We start from the raw sequence: 18,055 nt of genomic DNA on the forward strand, positions 1-18,055 counted from the left end.
GAGAATGAAACAATGTTACACTTTATGGGTTTTTACCTTTTTTTTAGGAATTCTTAATTACAATGCGCAAACCGAATTTAGAAAAGATTCCATTCACTTATTTCAGTGGGATAATTATAATAACGATTGGAGGCACAATACACGAGAATATCTTACTTACAATAATGGAGGAATTAAAGAAACTAATCTGCGCAGGCAGTTTTTAACAGGTACTAATTGGGTTAATTATTATCAGTTTAATAAAACCTACACGCCAGATAACCAGTTAGAAAGTAATATACAACAAAACTGGAACAACCCAAATAGTGGTTGGAATGATAAATACAAGCACATTTATACGTATGATGACAGTGGTAATGAAATTTCACATAAATACGATTTATACTATAACGAGGCTTGGCAAAATTACCAAAGAGAAACTAAAGGTTATGTAGATAATTATCTTAACATGACAACTACTCAAGATTATGACAATTCCTCTATGGTATTTGTGCCAAAGAAACGTACGGTAAACTATTATGCAGATAATTTATTAGACTATCAAATAGAAGAAATATATTATCGAGATGTTGCTGTTTGGGAAAATGATGAAAAAATAGACTACACCTATAATACGTTTAGGCAACTTACAGATATCGAGACCTATGGTTTTGATTCTTCTACTGGTGAGTTTGCCGAAGCACCATATATAAAAACGTTTAACACCTATACAGCCGAAGGTCTTATAGAAGAAAGTATAACGCAACAATGGTTTACCTCTGAATATCGAAACGTAGAGCGTTGGGCATATAGCTATGTAAACGGAAACCAAACCGAATTTTTAATGCAAGAATGGAGCAGCTCTACTAATACATGGGAAAATAAATATAGGCACGTAAAAACCTACGATGCAAACGATAATGAAATAGAATTTATTTACCAAAGTTGGAATACCGACGCTACACCAAATGCATGGAAAGGCTTTTTACGTATCGTTACCTATTGGTCGCAATTAGAAGTCTTAAGTAGCAATGAATTTCACAACAAATCAACGCTTCTTATATATCCAAATCCAACTTCAGAATACCTTAACATCGTTTCTAATACAGCCATAAAGCAAATTCAATTATATAATTTATTAGAAAAGCAAGTATTAAAAACTAATAAAAGTCAAGTTGATATAAGAGCCTTGCCACCAGGTCTGTATTTTGCTAAAATAGAATATGGCAGTAATACAATTACAAAAAAGGTAATTATTAATTAAAAAATAGAAAATTATGTTTAGAATTAAGCTAAAAATCAAAACCATTGTAAAAGGATTAATCATGCTATGTTTTGTAGCAATTACTCAATTAGTAAGTGCACAACAAGGCATGAATTACAAAGCCATTTTAAAAGATGCCGATGGCAATGTGTTAAGCAATACTTACATGACGGTACAATTTAGCATTCATCAAAACACAGTGTCGGGTGCTGTGGTATATCAAGAAGACCATAATTACACCACCGATGCTAACGGACTCGTAATACTAAACATAGGTACAGACACCACTCCAAGTATAGGAGACTTTAGCACTATTGAATGGGGTAAATCCCCTCATTTTTTACAAACAAGCATTACTTATAGCGGTGGCACTATTAATTTTGATGCCACCGAGTTTATGGCAGTGCCTTATGCTAAACATGCCCAAATTGCAGAAAAAATTATTACACTTCCTGAACCTTATATTTTAGGAAGAAGTTCAAGAATCTCTAATGCAAGATTTCGATATAATGGAAAACATGGATGGCAGGCTGCACAAAAAATGTGTGAAGCAACCTATCCTGGAGATCCTAATGTACGTGCTTTTACTTTAGAGCAAATAACCCAAGCCATAGTTTTAGGAAACTATGATGAAGCTAATTTAAGTAGTATTGATCAAGTACGATTTTGGGCAATTACACCAATTACCTACAATGTAAATAACACCTATTTTCCAAGTGCTCATGAAAATAATGCTCAAGGGCTCAATATTAACGCTGGAGATAGTGGTGGTAATGGAACAATAGGAGAAATACGTATAGAAGATTCAACTCATATAGAAAACGGGAGTAATCCTTTTAAAACGTATTTAAAAGTGTTTAATGGAATTGTTCCAAATTCTTATTATCCGTGTATGTGTGGTACATATAAATAATAGTGCGAAAATCTTAATTTAAATTAGTTATAAATTTAATGGTATACAAAGTCATTTTACTACTCACCATATTTGTTCTGTCTTGCAAAAATGAAACAAAAACGCCAGTGGTTGTTAAAAAAGAAACGCCATGTGAAGATATTAAAGAGCAGGAATGTACTTTTCTCTGTAACATTAAGGGAGAAGCTTGGAATTATACCAAAGTTTCTGGTATTGTAAGCCAGAATAAAAAAACACAAAAGCGTACAGCTATTATTACGTTTACAAAACAATTAGAAAAAGGAAAGGAAAGTGTACAGCTTTTTTATGATGGCAATACCAATATATTAGAAGATGTTCAATTAGCAGATGAAACTATGAGAACATTGTCCTTTACGCCAATTAGTTTTAGTGGTGTAAGTTACTCAGATGCAGAAAAACTATTTCAAACTAAATAATTTAAAACGATTTAATTATGAAAACAAAAATTATAATATTAAGTCTATTAATTTCCTATTTGGGAAATTCTCAAGCCATAGACAAATTTAGTATAGATTCTGGAGGAGGATTAGCCACTGCCGATGGTATCCAAATGTTTTACACAATTGGTGAAGTTAATGTGCAAGAATTGCGTGTTAATAGTATGCTTCTTTCCGAAGGTTTTATTAATGGTGATATGGAGCAAATCACTTTATCTTCAAATAATTTAGAGTTTGAATTGGGTTTTAAAATATATCCCAATCCTCTAACTAATTTTATAAATATCGAGTCTAACCCAGACGTAGACTACTTTGAAATGTACGATTTACAAGGAAAAAAAGTTTTAAGTTCAAGTAAATATGAAAAGGTAAAAGTAGAGTTTTTATCTAAGGGGGTTTATTTACTTAAAGCGTATTCTAGAAACAACTTTATTACAAAAAAGGTAGTTGTTGATTAATGGTAAATAGGTAATGATTTATAGATGCTTATTTTAATAATTCATATATTCTACAATCTCTAATCCATAACCAATAAGGCCAACACGTTTGGTGTGTCCCTTGGCGTTAGATATTAAACTAAGTTTATGTATGTTTAAATCGTGTAGTATTTGTGCACCAATACCAAAATCGCGACTATCCATATTAATTCTTGGTGCTTTAGGTATATCTTTAGCGCCTTGGTTTTCTTTTAAGAAGTTTAATCTATTTAAAATATCCATAGATTGTGTTTCTTGATTAATAAAAATAATAGCGCCTTTTCCAGCCTTACTAATTACATTAAACATGGCATTTAACTGGTCGTCTATGTTATTAGTGAGCGTGCCAAGAATGTCGTTATTTACTAAAGTCGAGTTTATTCTTGTAAGTACAGGTTCGTTATTTTTCCAATTACCTTTTGTTAAAGCAATGTGTACTTGTTTATTTGTGGTTTGCTTATAAGCTCTTAATCTGTAGTTACCAAAACGTGTTTCAATTTCAAAATCTTCTTTTTTCTCAATTAAAGAATCGTGTTGCATTCTATAAGCCACTAAATCTTCAATAGAGACAATTTTAATATCGTGTTTTTTTGCAATTTTAAAAAGTTGAGGTAGCCTTGCCATGGTACCGTCTTCGTTCATAATTTCTACAATTACTCCAGCAGGTTGTAAACCAGCCAATCTTGCAAAGTCTATAGCAGCTTCGGTATGTCCTGTACGTCTTAATACACCTCCTTCTTTAGCTACTAAAGGAAATATATGTCCTGGTCTAGCCAATTCAAAAGGTTTTGTGTTTGGGTCTACAAGTGCCTTAACTGTTTTTGCTCTGTCGCTTGCAGAAATTCCGGTAGTAACACCTTTACCGCGTAAATCTACAGATACTGTAAAAGCAGTTTCCATAGGGTCGGTATTGTTTCTAACCATCATGCTAAGGTCTAGTTCTTTACATCTGTTTTCTGTAAGTGGCGCACAAATAAGTCCGCGACCATGCGTAGCCATAAAGTTTATCATTTCTGGTGTTACTTTATCTGCAGCAGCTAAAAAATCACCTTCATTTTCTCTGTTTTCGTCATCAACTACAATAATTACTTTACCATTTCTAATGTCTTGTATAGCATCGTGAATGGTGTTTAGTTTAAACTCTGTAGTGTTCTCTTTTTTAGTATCTGGTATCATAAGTGCAAAGGTATTGCTTATTTTAAACTATCTAAACAATTTTGTTTTAAGTCTTCTTTTAGTTTCGATTTGATAAATAAGTAGCCAATCATGTAAAGTGGTAAGCCTACTATTAGCATAATAACATTAGGCTTTTTGTTTGCTTTATTAATGTTAGCGTAGAAATTTTTCACATTAATTAAAGATTTTATATAGTATATAATATAAATGGCAAACGAAATAATACTTAGTTGTATAGATGCTATGGCTAAAGATGGTAATTTATTGTTTTTAAAAACAAAGAATAATATTAAAAGCACTGCACCTATACTGTATAAGGTTATAGCAAATTTTGTGTGGTCGCTATAATCTTTATTTATTTTTTGCGATTTCTCGAAACCTGCTTGTATTGCAAGTCCGTCTTCGCGCAATGTTTTAGTAGATACGTCTCTACTGTTTAAAATCTTAATAGCTTCGTATCTGCTTTCTTCTTTATGCTCTAGGGCTTCGTAATTATTAATAACATCTATTAACTCTTCGTTAGTGTAAGATTGTAAAAACTTATAATCTATACTGTTTTGAGGTTTAATGTTAAACATTTTTCTTAATGGATCTGTAATGCTATCCATATCAAAAAGACCTTTGTCTTCTGTAGCTCTTTTTGTTAGAAAAATACTAAGCGGAAGCATAATAAGTGTAGAAAACCAACTTGCTAAAATAGGGTTGAATCCACCGTTTTTGGCACTATTCATAGCAAAAATACCAATAAAGTGATAGGTTAAAAATAGAAGAATAGCAATTACCATAGGCAAACCAATACCTCCTTTTCTAATTAAAGCACCTAAGGGAGCGCCTACAAAAAATAAGATAACACAAGCAAAACCTAATGCGAATTTTTCGTGAAACGAAATGATATGCCTATTGTACAGAGATTTTGTTGGTTTAAGATTTGCTCTTTTTGTTGTTACTAGTTGCTTTGCACTATTTATACCGCTTAACGATACATTTACAATTTGAGATTTTGTTTTTGTATTAAAAAGATCTAGTATTTCGCCAGAATATATAGAATCTTTTTCTACCGTTTCTTCGTTTTCAAAGGTTTGATTTATTATGGCTTTTTTTTCAATATCTATAGGGTTTATATCATCTCCACCTTCTATAGTAGGTTCTTTTGTCATGCCAGGTTTATAGATGTTGGCACGCTGATATAATGTTTTTGATAAAATTTTATGGTCTTCGCTTCTTTTGTTTGTAAGCGAGTCTATAGTATAATCTAGGCTCGAAATGTCAAGCATATTATATTTATCGGTATAGTTTTTATCGTCTACATCTACATTGTTAAAATCAGATAAATCAATATTAATAATGTAGGTTTTAAATAAGCTTTTTGCAAACGGATATTTCTTTTTATCGGCTGTTTTTCTTGGTATTCTGTCTTCGTAATAATTACCGTCGTGTAAAACTAATTTTATAACAGACGACGAATCGCTACTAATAAGTTCTCCTGTTTCTGCTACAATGGTAGTTGTGTTTTTACGTCCGCCAGTACCTTTTTTATGAATAATTACATTTTTTAAATACTGGTCGTTATCACCACTTTTTTCTTCAACTTTAATGTTTGTGCCACTTTCTCCTATTGGGTTAAACTGGCCTTCTGCAATACCCATAGCAGGTTTAATTTTGGCTATATTTTTTCTTAGGTTATAGGAGTTGTATTCGGCCCAAGGTATAACGTTGTTAGAAAACAAAAAGGTTAAAACTCCAAGTATAGCAATAAATATTCCTAAGCCTGTCATGGCACGTTGCAGAGAGATACCTGTAGATTTCATGGCTGCAAACTCATAGTTTTCTGCAAAACTACCAAACACCATTATAGATGCCAATAATATGGTTAGTGGTAATACAAGTGGCATTAATTTGGGTAAAAAGTAAAGTAAAAACTTTGCAATAACTACAATGTCTAGATCTTTACCGGCAAGTTCTTTTATGTATAACCAAATAGTTTGTAGTACAAAAATAAGCACCAATATTATAAATACGCTAAAAAAGGTTTTAAAGTATGAGGTTAGTATGTAGCGGTCTAATATTTTCACACATTTAAATTTTATGAATCATTTGATTTCAAACTAATTATAAAATTAAGAACGTGTGTAGCCACTGCGTTCTTACTCTGTTTTTAATTTAATTAATTAACCTAATCTAGGTTGTTAACGTAATAATCTTTATACTTATTAGCGTCAAAGGTAAATAAGGTTTTTGATAAAGGAGCATTTGTTTTAAAAGAATTAACGGTTAAAATTGTTTTTGTGCCATTTTTACCTATTGTAATTAAATTGTAAATGTGTTTGGTTTGCGTATCTATACCTAAAAGAATATAGTTTATTTCTGAATCTGAATCGATTGGAGTTAATTTTACAAGCTGAATTTTTCTGCCTTTTATATTTTGAACAATATCCATAGCATAAGTGTAGCCTTCTTCATAAAAAGATAACATTTTACTAGGTGTTATGCTGTTTTCATCTTCATCATTATTTGAAGATATAGAAATTTCTTCATCTTCTGGGCTAATACTATACAATGTTTTTCCATCAAATAAGCGTGTAACACCAAGTATGTTTAATTTGTATTTTTCACCTTGTAATACAACATCTCCACGGGTTTCTTGTCTAATGTTTTCGCTTGTATTTTCTAAAATGTATTTAAAGTTGATGGAAATGTTTTTGTATGATTTTACTTTTGTAGATACTTCGTTTAATAAATTTTTAGCTTTATTTTGAGAGAAAGAAGTAAAGCTTGTAAGCGTAATAAGTAATATGGTAATAATATTCTTCATGTTCATTTCTAAATTATATTTCATTTTCTAAATGTTGATCTAGAGCTATTAAATCTGGAACCAAAACTTGTCTAGCTTTACTACCTTCAAACGGACCAACAATACCGGCAGCTTCTAATTGGTCTATTATTCTACCAGCACGATTATAGCCAAGTTTTAACTTTCGTTGTAGTAAAGATGCCGAGCCTTGTTGGGCTGTAACAATAACTATGGCTGCGTCTTTAAATAACTTATCCCTATCAGATATATCTATATCAAGACTTGTGCCACTTTCTTCGCCAACATATTCTGGCAGTAAATAAGCGTCTGGATATGCTTTTTGTGCGCCAATAAAATCGACAATTCTTTCTACTTCTGGGGTGTCTACAAAGGCACACTGAATTCTAATCATGTCGTTACCTTGCGTGTAAAGCATGTCGCCTCGACCAATAAGCTGATCGGCACCACCTGCATCTAAAATAGTTCTAGAATCTATTTTGCTAGAAACTCTAAAAGCAATACGAGCAGGGAAATTGGCTTTAATAATACCTGTAATTACATTTACAGACGGGCGTTGCGTTGCAATAATTAAATGTATACCAATGGCACGTGCCAATTGCGCAAGCCTAGCTACAGGTGTTTCTACTTCTTTTCCCGCAGTCATTATTAAATCTGCAAACTCATCAACCACCAAAACAATGTAAGGTAAAAACTGATGCCCATCGTTAGGGTTTAATTTTCGCGCTTTAAACTTGGTGTTATATTCTGCAATATTTCTACAAAGTGCATTTTTAAGCATTTCGTAGCGGTTATCCATTTCAATACAAAGCGAATTTAAGGTGTTAATTACTTTTGTATTGTCTGTAATAATAGCTTCGGCTTCGTCTGGAAGTTTAGCTAAATAATGGCGTTCTATTTTATTAAATAAAGTTAATTCTACTTTTTTAGGGTCTACAAGAACAAACTTAACTTCGGCAGGATGTTTTTTATAAAGTAAAGAGGTTAAAACAGCATTTAACCCAACCGATTTACCTTGTCCTGTAGCACCAGCCATAAGTAAGTGAGGCATTTTAGCTAAATCTACAACCAATGTTTCGTTACTAATTGTTTTTCCTAAAGCAATAGGAAGTTGCATGTCTGACTTTTGAAACTTTTGCGAAGCAATTGCAGATCGCATAGAAACAATAGTCGAGTTTTTATTTGGTACTTCAATTCCAATTGTACCTTTTCCTGGAATGGGTGCAATTATACGAATACCTAAGGCAGCAAGAGATAATGCAATATCGTCTTCTAAATTTTTAATTTTAGAGATACGTATACCGGCTTCTGGTACTATTTCGTATAAAGTTACAGTAGGTCCTATTGTGGCTTTAATACTAGCAATTCCAATTTTGTAGTTGTTTAAAGTTTCAACAATTTTATTTTTGTTTTCTTCAAGCTCTTCTTGGTTTATTGTAATACCACCAGTATCGTATTGTTTTAAAAGATCTAAAGGTGGGAATTGATATTTTCCTAGCTCTAAGGTTGGGTCAAACTGTCCAAAATCTTCAACCAATTTATTAGCTAAATTATCGGTTTCAGATACCTCTTCAGGAACATCTACAACTTTTATTTCTAAATCCTCGTCTATAGTTTCTTCTTCAGCAATATTAACTTCAAGTGTTGTTTTTTCTATAATTGGATTAATAATTTCTTTTTTGGTAACCTCTATGTTTTCTTTTGGTTTAGGAGGCTCTGGAGTACTCTCTTCCTGTGTTTTTAATACAGCTTTAAAAGCTTCGGCTTCTTCCGTTAGGTTATTGTCAATAGGTACAATAGCGTCTTTAGCTTCTGCAAATTCATCTTTAATATTGTTTTTTGCAGAGCTGAATAATTTAGTAATACTCTCGAAAGTTACTTTAAACCTGATAGCCAAATAGCTAATTAATCCAAAAAGTAATAAAAGAGCAATACCAATTTTACCAATATAGTCTTGCAAATAGCTGTTAATTTCGAAACCTATTGTGCCTCCAAGAATACTGTTTTTATTTCCAAAAAAGCCTAAAAGTATAGAAAACCAAATCATTATTAATATACCCCAAAACCAATGTTTAGAAAGTTTAGATTTTTCAATATTCATTAAAACATAAGCCCCCGATAAAAATACTAGACCCGAAATAATAAATGACGAAATACCAAAACCACGTTGTATAAAGAAATCGCCTAACCAAGCACCAAATTGGCTTGCCCAATTTTTGGTTTCAGATGTTCTTTCTGGAAAAGCGTCTAGAAGACTTTGGTCGCTATCTCCAGTGAAAAAAAAGGAAACAAAAGCTACGCACAGTAGTAAGCCAAACATACTTAAAAAACTACCTAAAACTAGTTTTTGCTGACTTGATAGCTTGTAACTAGGTAGCTTTAACTTTTTTCTAGGCGCTTTTGTTTTAGTCGATTTGGTTTTTTTCTTAGCCATTAAAGGTTTGTAATTTCAAAAATTAAGATTTAGGATTGCATTATTAATACAAAGCAACAAAAATACAAATTACAAACGTTAACGAAACTATATTTTATAAAATTGCAAGACTTATATAATTAAGGCTTTTTATTAATGCGATTTATATAAAATATTTAAGAGAATTTAGGTATATAAATTATAAAGCCAATAATAGAAGCAAAAAAGGCAGCTATAAAAACTGCGCCTGCAGCAATGTCTTTAATAATACCTATTTTTTTATGGTGTTCTGGGTGAATAAAATCGGCTACAGCCTCGATAGCTGTATTTACGCCTTCGGCACACATAACCATGCCAATGGCAAGAAGTTGTATAGTCCATTCTGTCGCCGAGATGTTAAAAAAGAATCCTGCCAAGGTAATAACGATTGCAATAAAAAATTGAATTTTTATGCTGGCTTCGGTTTTTAAAAGTAAAATAGCTCCTTTGTAAGCATAACCTACACTTTTTAACCGGTTAACTAAGAAGGATTCTTTTTTAGTCATCTTATGGTTTTATTTTAAAGCATTTAATGCAGCTTCGTAGTTAGGCTCATCAACAGTTTCTGCAACTTGCTCTGTGTATATAACTGTTCCGTTTTCGTCAACAACTACAATAGATCTAGATAACAAAGCATCTAATGGACCGTCAATAAAATCGACACCATAAGCTTTTCCAAAGCTAGCATCTTTAAAATCAGATAAGCTTACTACGTTTTCTAATCCTTCAGCGCCACAAAAACGTGCTTGAGCAAAAGGTAAATCGCGAGAAATACATAATACTTTAGTGTTTTCTAAGTTGCTAACATCTTTATTAAATTGACGAACCGATTGCGCACAGGTTCCCGTGTCTACACTTGGAAAAATGTTTAAAACCAATTTGTTGCCTTTAAAATCGTTTAAAGTTTTTGTAGATAAATCTACTGCTGTAAGTTTAAAATCTGGTGTTTTAGAGCCTATTGCAGGTAATTCTCCAGAAGTGTTAATTGCATTTCCTTTTAATGTAACTGTTGCCATTGTTTTGTGTTTAGATTTAAAAATTTAAAATTAGGAATATTTACACGTTAAACGAAACTATTAATTGATTTGTTTATAAATAGATTATTGATAGTTAAATTTTAATTAAATTAAGTCTATAGTTATAATTAATCGTTTTAAAATAATTAATAGTTTTTACTTATGCTGATATAGTATATTAGAATATTGTTAACACAGTAATAATAAAACAATTTGTAATTTTATGATTATCAAATAAACATATAAAAATAGAGATAATGGAGAGCAATAATCATGATTTAAATAGCGGAGACATAAGTAAATGCCCTTTCTTTTCGGGAGCAAAGAAGGAAGTAGCGGGAGAGGGAACAAATAATAGAGATTGGTGGCCAAACGAATTAAAATTAAATGTTTTAAGACAACATGGCGCAAAATCTAACCCAATGGGAGAAGATTTTGATTATGCAGAAGCGTTTAATAGCATAGATTTTTCAACATTAAAACAAGAGGTAATTGATTTGTTAACCGATTCGCAAGATTGGTGGCCTGCAGATTATGGGCATTATGGTCCGTTTATGATTAGAATGGCATGGCACAGCGCAGGAACATACCGTGTTGGAGATGGTAGAGGTGGTGCAAATACAGGAAACCAGCGTTTTGCTCCTTTAAATAGTTGGCCAGATAATGGCAATTTAGACAAAGCACGATTATTATTATGGCCTATTAAAAAGAAATACGGAAAGAAATTATCTTGGGCCGATTTAATGATTCTTGCTGGAACTTGCGCTATAGAGTCTATGGGACTTAAAACTATTGGTTTTGCTGGCGGACGAGTAGATGTTTGGGAACCAGAGCAAGATGTGTATTGGGGTGCTGAAACTGAATGGATGGGGAATAAAGAGCGTTTTGAAGATGGGAAACTTGAAGGTGATTTAGGTGCATCGCATATGGGATTAATTTACGTAAATCCTGAAGGTCCTAACGGAAAATCTGACCCGTTAGGAACTGCTAAACTTATGAAAGAAACTTTTGGACGTATGGCTATGAATGATGAAGAAACTGTAGCGCTTACTGCAGGAGGACATACTTTTGGTAAAACTCATGGTGCTGCTAGTCCTGATGAATATGTTGCTGCAGAACCACATGGAGCTAAAATGGAAGAGATGAGCACAGGTTGGAAAAACAGCTTTAAATCGGGAGTTTTAGATGATACAATTACTAGCGGGTTAGAAGGTGCTTGGACACCAAACCCAACGCAGTGGGATCACGATTTTTTTGATGTTTTATTAAATTACGATTGGGAATTAACTCCAAGTCCTGCAGGTGTTTTACAATGGACGCCAACAAAAGCATCTCATGCTAAAATGGCTCCAGCAGCAGGAGATGCAACAAAGAAGCAAGGTTTAATGATGACCGATGCAGATATGGCTTTAAAAGTAGATCCAGATTATTTAAAGATTTCTAAACACTTTCAAGCTAACCCAAAAGCCTTTGAAGATGCTTTTACTCGCGCTTGGTTTAAATTAACACATAGAGATTTAGGGCCAGTAAACCGCTATTTGGGACCGGAAGTTCCACAAGAAGAGTTCGATTGGCAAGATCCAATTCCTGCAGTAAATTATGTTTTAACAGATGCCGATGTAGATGCTTTAAAGCAAACTATTTTAAATTCGGGCTTAACAGTTTCTCAGTTAGTTTCTACAGCGTGGGCTTCAGCTTCAACATACAGAGGGTCAGACATGCGAGGAGGAGCAAACGGAGGTCGTATTCGTTTGGTGCCTCAAAAAGATTGGGAGGTTAATAACCCTCAAGAGTTAGCAAAAGTATTAGATGTATATAATAATATTCAAAAAGATTTTGGAGCTATTTCTATAGCAGATTTAATTGTTTTGGGAGGTTCTGTAGGGGTAGAACAGGCTGCAAAAAAAGCAGGTTATGTAGTAACTGTACCTTTTGTTGGTGGTCGAGGAGATGCGTCTCAAGAGCAAACAGATGTAGAATCTTTTAGTTATTTAGAGCCTATTGCAGATGGGTTTAGAAACTATATAAAATCTAATATTAACATAGCTGCAGAAAGGATGTTGGTAGACAAAGCAAATTTGTTAACGCTTTCTATTCCAGAAACAACTGTTTTGCTTGGAGGTTTACGTATGTTGGGTACAAATTTTAATGGTTCTAATTATGGTGTGTTTACAAAGAATCCAGGAAGTCTTACAAACGATTTTTTTGTTAATATTTTAGACTTTACGTATTCTTGGAGCTCTATAAACGAAAATGATACTTTATTTGAAGGTAAAAACAGAAAAACTGGACAAGTTGAGTTTATTGGTACACGAGCAGATTTAATTTTTGGATCTAATACAGAATTAAGAGCTGTAGCCGAAGTTTATGCTGCAGATGATGCTAAAGAGAAATTTGTTAACGATTTTGTTAAAGCTTGGACTAAGGTGATGCATTTAGATCGTTTCGATTTAAAAAAATAAAAAAATATAGATAAGGCTGTTTAAAAAGTGCTTTTAAACAGTCTTATTTTAATAAACGGATAAAGTAAAAGAATGAACGATATAAATTATTTTCAAAGTGCGATACAATCTGGAGACAAAGAGCGGGTAGAAACGCTTATAAAATTTCATCCAAATCTAGTAAACACTAAAGATGGGAGAGGGTTTACACCTTTAATTTTTGCATCTTATTTTGGTAAAAACGATATTGTAAATCTATTGTTAGATAACAATGCAGAAATTGATACTGTTGATGCTTCTGGAAATACAGCTTTAATTGGTGTTTCTTTTAAAGGTAATTTAGATTTAGTTAGGCTTTTAATACAACAAGGTGCTAATGTTAATGCTCAAAACAATTTAGGTATTACTCCAACAATATATGCAGCCATGTATAATCAGTCAAAAGTGATTAAACTTTTATTAAAGCATAATGCAGATATTTCTATTAAGGATGCAGAAGGTAAAACAGCTATAGATTATGCTATAGAGCACGACTTTAAAGATGTTTTAGAGCTTTTACAATAAATTTTATTATTATATAAGATTTACTGGCCTTGTTTCTGCATCAATTACGTGCCCATTAACCAATTCTAAAGAGAATTTAAAAGTTATGTTTTGGGCCGATTGGAATTTGTCTATAAATTCAATGTAGTAATCGGTAGATACTTTTAAGCCTTTTTCTTGGTTTTTAGTATTTAATAAATCAATCCATTCGTTAAGTTTATAGCGGTCGTTTTTACTGTCGGTAGTATCATCATAAGTGTTAGATACAAGTAAATTACATGCGTAAATTCTAAAATTGTTTAGGTCTATAGGATTTCCTATTTCGGTGTTTAAAATTTTGAAATTTGAAGTGATCTTTAATTCCTTTATATTGGTGTGTATACCTTTAGAAGATAAAATGCAAGGTGTATTTGTATTATTTTTAATAACCGTAGTGTTTAATTTTAAATGTATTCTAAATTTATAGCTATCTACTGTATTAATAGTGTCTAAATTAGTTAAATATTTAGAGTTTGTTAGTTTAAAATTAGAAATTTCTTGTTTACATACGGCGTCCTTTTGTTTGCATCCAAAAAGAAATACTTGTAAAAGGACTATGATTAAAATTAATGATTTGTTTGTCATTATTATAATTATTATAAAGGGTTTATGTTAGCATTGCATATTATAGAAGGAGTTTGAGAATGCTAATAAGTAATAAAAACTAGAATTAAAATCCTTCAAAAACACCTAATCCAAAAAGCGCAAAATCGTATTTTACAGGATCGTTAGCATCTAGTTTACGCAAGGCTGTGTCTAACTCTAACAAAGCTTTACTATCATTTTGCTTTCTAGTAAGTAAACCTAATTTTCTTGCTACGTTACCAGAGTGAACATCTAAAGGACAAGATAGTTGTGCAGGTGTCAGTTTTGTCCAAATTCCAAAATCTACACCGGTATTATCTTGTCTAACCATCCAACGTAAAAACATATTTAACTACGTATAAAAGATGGTTGTTTTTTTTAAATTTTGTTTACTACCTTTATCTCATGAAACTAAATAAAAAGGAGCTTAAAGAGTTTTTAGATAACAAAGTTAATGAATATAATACTCTAGAGTTTATAGATTCAGACCCAATTTCAATTCCACATAAGTATACTTTAAAAGAAGATATAGAAATATCTGGTTTTTTGGCAGCTACTATTGCCTGGGGAAATAGAAAGAGTATTATTAAAAATGCTAATAAAATTATGGAGTTGATGGGAAACTCTCCCTATGATTTTGTTATGAGCCATTGTAATGAAGACCTGGCACAATTTGAAGGATTCGTACATAGAACTTTCAATAGTGAGGACTTAGGCTTCTTTATAAAAAGTTTAAAGAATATATATTCCAATCATAAAGGTTTAGAAGACATTTTCTCAAAAAATATTTCAAATAACTCAACACAACAATCAATTTCAGAATTTAAAAAAATATTTTTTGAAATAGACCATCCAAGAAGAACAACTAAGCATGTTAGCGACCCATTGAAGGGCTCTGCTGCGAAAAGAATTAATATGTGGCTTAGATGGAATTGTAGAGATGATAGTGCTGGTGTAGATTTTGGTATTTGGAAAACAATTGATGCTTCAGCCTTGTCTTGTCCTTTAGATGTACATTCTGGGAATGTTGCAAGAAAATTAGGTCTTTTAAAACGAAAACAAAATGATGCCAAAGCTCTAGCTGAATTAGATACTAGTTTAAGGTTATTAGACAAAAGAGACCCTGTAAAATATGACTTTGCACTTTTTGGCCTAGGTGTTTTTGAAGGATTTTAATATTTTTAAGAACTTATTAATCTCTTTACCTTTTGAGCAGTACCTAATGAACATTCTCCAAGTTTAGCTGCTCTTCTAAGTGACTCACCATTTTCAAGTTCTTGTTTAACTTTCTTGTATTTAATTAAAAACTCATCATCACTCATAGCAACACCATAAAGCCGACCTTTATATTTTCCTTTAGCTTTAGCAATCTCAATTCCCTGACGTTGACGTTCTAACATATTAGTTCGTTCCATTTCTGCCACGTTTCCAAGAACACTAATAATCATTTTAAATATTGGATTTGGTTTACTATCCACCATCGAATACATTCCAATATTTTCGACATATAAATTAACTCCGTTTTGATTAAAGAACTCTGAAACAGTTAATATGTCAAGAATATTTCTTCCCATACGGTCTATTGAAGAAATGTGAACTTCATCAACTTTATTATTAATAATATCGTTCGTTAGTTTTTTTCCTTGTGGTCTCTTATAAAACGGAATAGCTCCACTGATTTTATCAACATAAACGGATTGGAACTTATCTGAATTAGTTTTTTGTCTTGCTATATTTTGGTCTAATGTGGAAACTCTAATATACTTTACTTTCATAATTTAAAAACCTTATTAAGTAAAGATAGTGTATATTTTTAGGGTGTCAAAAATATACACTTAAAAACTTACCTACAGTTCAAATTAAGTGTGCCATTTTGAAGCATACTCTAAAAATATACACTTCATATAACCAATTCATTTTTGAAATATTCCAATATCATTACCATAGCGAGCGTGTCCAACTCACAATATTTCAATAGTGCACTTGTAAGTTGTTCTCTTTCCTGGTTAGACATATTAGTATATTGTAATTTACCGTAAGCAGTAAGAGCAGCTCCTCCATCTGCTATATCCTCAATTTCAGATAATGACAGTTCTATTTGCTCTTCTGTCCAATCTTCAAATACCTTTGGTAATGACTTATAAGGATTCACAACCTCTTTATCTTCAATTTTCAACCATATATAATTGGAGTCGAAATTTTTACTTGAAACTTTTATATCCCTTATAGCCTTTGAATATTTATCTTTTAGAAAAGCACTACTTTTCAATATTGCTGGTAATACCATTTTAATGGAATTAGAACCTTTGGCATATGGATTATAATAATATTTCTTAATGACTTCACACAAGTCAACCATGTCGCGATTTCCTCTCCAGGTCGTAACACTATTCCTTTTACTATGCGAAATAGTTTGTATAAAATCTATAAGTTCATTTTTATCATTTTCATCCGAATCTAATAATTGTTCATAAATAGCATTTACAATTGTATTTTCATGAGCAGCAAATTTGAATATAGTACCATCATCTGCTGCAAGCACTTTTTTTAATTGTCTGACAAACTCAAAATTGGGAAATACTCCAGGTTTATTATTAATATATTCTGAAGCATGATGAATTGTACCATCTTCGTGATAAGTATGATGCGAAAATTGAAATGCTATTTGCTCATAAGGTCTTCTATCTTTATTAAATGGCAATGCTACTGTACTGGTTTCAAAATCTATAAAATGTAAGGGATAAATCCAGGATGTCATTTCTTGTTTGAGTCCATCGACATCGACATAACAAGTATTATCCTCATTTATATTTTTTTCTATCTGAATCCACTGTCTCTCGGTTCTAGATAACTTCCCAGCTTCTTCTTTGTAACCTATAGCTTCTGGAGTAATGTCTTTTTTAAAAATAACTCCTTCAGAAAACAATTTTTCTCCTCGTCTAAAGTCCCAAATATCAAAAGTGTTTGGAGTATCAAAATCTGTATCTGTCCATTGGTGCTGCTTCCTAAAACATGTTTTAAATCCCGATAATTTACCTTCATTTTCTTCGGCATCTGTAGTTTTAAATTCACAACTTTTACATGCTCTATAACTTGTTGGCCAATTATAATACCTATCTTCTAAATAGGCTTCTTTTAATAGAGTAATCGATTCTACAAAGCCCATGTTATCATGAAACTTGTATTTATCTGTCATTATACCTTCTACAGCTTGACTGATATCAACTTTCCCTAAAACTGAAGTCCCTAATTTCGAAATATCTGATTCCAATTTTACAATACCTGTTCTATTATCGGCTTGTTTACTTATTCGAAACATTTGATTGAGACCATCAATGGAAGCTTTAGCCTCTTTATTAGCCATCATTAGATAAGGATTAATTGACCAACCTGGATAGACTAGCTGTATAACATATTTTTGAAATGCGATATCAAACAAATATGACTTCCAACTTGAAACAAGACTACCTTTTTTTCCAATAAAAGTATAATCATTGGAAGGTTTATATGATTTAGCCTTAACTTCTATAAGTTTAATATTGTTGCCATGCTTAATTAAAATGTCTGTACGTATAAATAGATTGTCTATTAAAAAAGCAGCTTCAAAAATGATTATATTTTCTTGTAAGAGTAATATTTTAGTTTGTTCTGCTAGTCTCTCATAATCCCAATCATTCCCTTCAATTAAAACTCCTTTTGGATAATGCATACGTGCCAGTTCTTCTACCTGGAATCCACCTTGAGCCAAAGCTTGTAAAAACGCATCATTTACTTTTTGATTAGCATATTGCTCCTTCTTGGTGTAAAATAACTTATTAGGGCATTCTAAACCTAACTTAAATCGGGATTTAGTGAGGACACGCATATTATATATGTTTTATAATTAATACTCGATTAGATTAAA

16 protein-coding genes and 1 pseudogene are annotated in these 18,055 nt (G+C 32.0%); 7 read left to right on the forward strand and 10 right to left on the reverse strand.

The features are described from left to right. The first annotated feature begins 4 nt into the window (after positions 1–4). The 4 genes from ABD715_RS00505 to ABD715_RS00520 are packed head-to-tail and all read left to right on the forward strand — an operon-like array spanning position 5 to position 3,072. Complete coding sequence (locus ABD715_RS00505; protein ID WP_344785865.1) at positions 5–1,243, forward strand: T9SS type A sorting domain-containing protein; 1,239 nt, start codon at positions 5–7, stop codon at positions 1,241–1,243. 13 nt (positions 1,244–1,256) lie between these two features. Continuing rightward, entirely contained in the window at positions 1,257–2,156 is a 900-nt protein-coding gene (locus tag ABD715_RS00510; protein WP_344785867.1) for a hypothetical protein, read from the forward strand. A 38-nt stretch (positions 2,157–2,194) separates the two neighbouring features. Continuing rightward, positions 2,195–2,593: a hypothetical protein gene (locus ABD715_RS00515; protein ID WP_344785869.1), complete on the forward strand. Its 399-nt coding sequence runs from the start codon at positions 2,195–2,197 to the stop codon at positions 2,591–2,593. A 17-nt stretch (positions 2,594–2,610) separates the two neighbouring features. Continuing rightward, positions 2,611–3,072: a T9SS type A sorting domain-containing protein gene (locus ABD715_RS00520; protein ID WP_344785871.1), complete on the forward strand. Its 462-nt coding sequence runs from the start codon at positions 2,611–2,613 to the stop codon at positions 3,070–3,072. A 33-nt stretch (positions 3,073–3,105) separates the two neighbouring features. Here the strand turns inward: ABD715_RS00520 and ribB are convergent, their stop codons facing one another. From ribB to tpx, 6 genes are all read right to left on the reverse strand, one after another. Then, complete coding sequence (ribB, locus tag ABD715_RS00525) at positions 3,106–4,266, reverse strand: 3,4-dihydroxy-2-butanone-4-phosphate synthase (protein WP_344785873.1); 1,161 nt, start codon at positions 4,264–4,266, stop codon at positions 3,106–3,108. 17 nt (positions 4,267–4,283) lie between these two features. Beyond that, complete coding sequence (locus ABD715_RS00530) at positions 4,284–6,338, reverse strand: LptF/LptG family permease (RefSeq protein ID WP_344785875.1); 2,055 nt, start codon at positions 6,336–6,338, stop codon at positions 4,284–4,286. A 101-nt stretch (positions 6,339–6,439) separates the two neighbouring features. Continuing rightward, on the reverse strand, positions 6,440–7,078 hold the full coding sequence (lolA1, locus tag ABD715_RS00535) for an outer membrane lipoprotein periplasmic chaperone LolA1 (RefSeq protein WP_344786740.1): 639 nt from the start codon (positions 7,076–7,078) through the stop codon (positions 6,440–6,442). A 13-nt stretch (positions 7,079–7,091) separates the two neighbouring features. Then, positions 7,092–9,509: an FtsK/SpoIIIE family DNA translocase gene (locus ABD715_RS00540; protein ID WP_344785877.1), complete on the reverse strand. Its 2,418-nt coding sequence runs from the start codon at positions 9,507–9,509 to the stop codon at positions 7,092–7,094. Positions 9,510–9,664: 155 nt separating this feature from the next. After that, complete coding sequence (locus tag ABD715_RS00545) at positions 9,665–10,033, reverse strand: diacylglycerol kinase (protein ID WP_344785879.1); 369 nt, start codon at positions 10,031–10,033, stop codon at positions 9,665–9,667. Between the two features lie 9 nt (positions 10,034–10,042). Further along, on the reverse strand, positions 10,043–10,543 hold the full coding sequence (gene tpx, locus ABD715_RS00550) for a thiol peroxidase (protein ID WP_344785881.1): 501 nt from the start codon (positions 10,541–10,543) through the stop codon (positions 10,043–10,045). A gap of 257 nt (positions 10,544–10,800) precedes the next feature. On the opposite strand from tpx, the gene katG reads away from it, so the two are divergent. After that, positions 10,801–13,005 carry a catalase/peroxidase HPI gene (katG, locus tag ABD715_RS00555; protein ID WP_344785883.1) on the forward strand — a complete coding sequence of 735 codons (2,205 nt, stop codon included), beginning with the start codon at positions 10,801–10,803 and terminating at the stop codon, positions 13,003–13,005. A gap of 72 nt (positions 13,006–13,077) precedes the next feature. After that, positions 13,078–13,548, forward strand: a complete 471-nt coding sequence (locus ABD715_RS00560; protein ID WP_344785885.1) for an ankyrin repeat domain-containing protein — start codon at positions 13,078–13,080, stop codon at positions 13,546–13,548. A 9-nt stretch (positions 13,549–13,557) separates the two neighbouring features. On the opposite strand, the gene ABD715_RS00565 is transcribed toward ABD715_RS00560, so the two are convergent. Both ABD715_RS00565 and ABD715_RS00570 read right to left on the reverse strand, forming a co-directional pair. After that, positions 13,558–14,151 (reverse strand): hypothetical protein, encoded by a 594-nt coding sequence (locus ABD715_RS00565; protein ID WP_344785887.1) that lies wholly within the window; start codon positions 14,149–14,151, stop codon positions 13,558–13,560. Positions 14,152–14,236: 85 nt separating this feature from the next. After that, positions 14,237–14,503, reverse strand: a pseudogene (locus ABD715_RS00570) (DUF2400 family protein); the annotation flags it as partial. A gap of 53 nt (positions 14,504–14,556) precedes the next feature. Here ABD715_RS00570 and ABD715_RS00575 point away from each other — a divergent pair. Then, a complete protein-coding gene (locus ABD715_RS00575) occupies positions 14,557–15,327 on the forward strand; it encodes a TIGR02757 family protein (RefSeq protein WP_344785889.1) in 771 nt (256 codons plus the stop codon). A gap of 5 nt (positions 15,328–15,332) precedes the next feature. Here the strand turns inward: ABD715_RS00575 and ABD715_RS00580 are convergent, their stop codons facing one another. Then, on the reverse strand, positions 15,333–15,926 hold the full coding sequence (locus tag ABD715_RS00580) for a recombinase family protein (protein WP_344785891.1): 594 nt from the start codon (positions 15,924–15,926) through the stop codon (positions 15,333–15,335). A gap of 125 nt (positions 15,927–16,051) precedes the next feature. Next, positions 16,052–18,016, reverse strand: coding sequence for a DUF2779 domain-containing protein (locus ABD715_RS00585; RefSeq protein ID WP_344785893.1), 1,965 nt, complete (start codon positions 18,014–18,016; stop codon positions 16,052–16,054). Between the last annotated feature and the right edge of the window lie 39 nt (positions 18,017–18,055).

Source organism: Postechiella marina, assembly GCF_039538365.1.
GTDB lineage: Bacteria > Bacteroidota > Bacteroidia > Flavobacteriales > Flavobacteriaceae > Postechiella > Postechiella marina.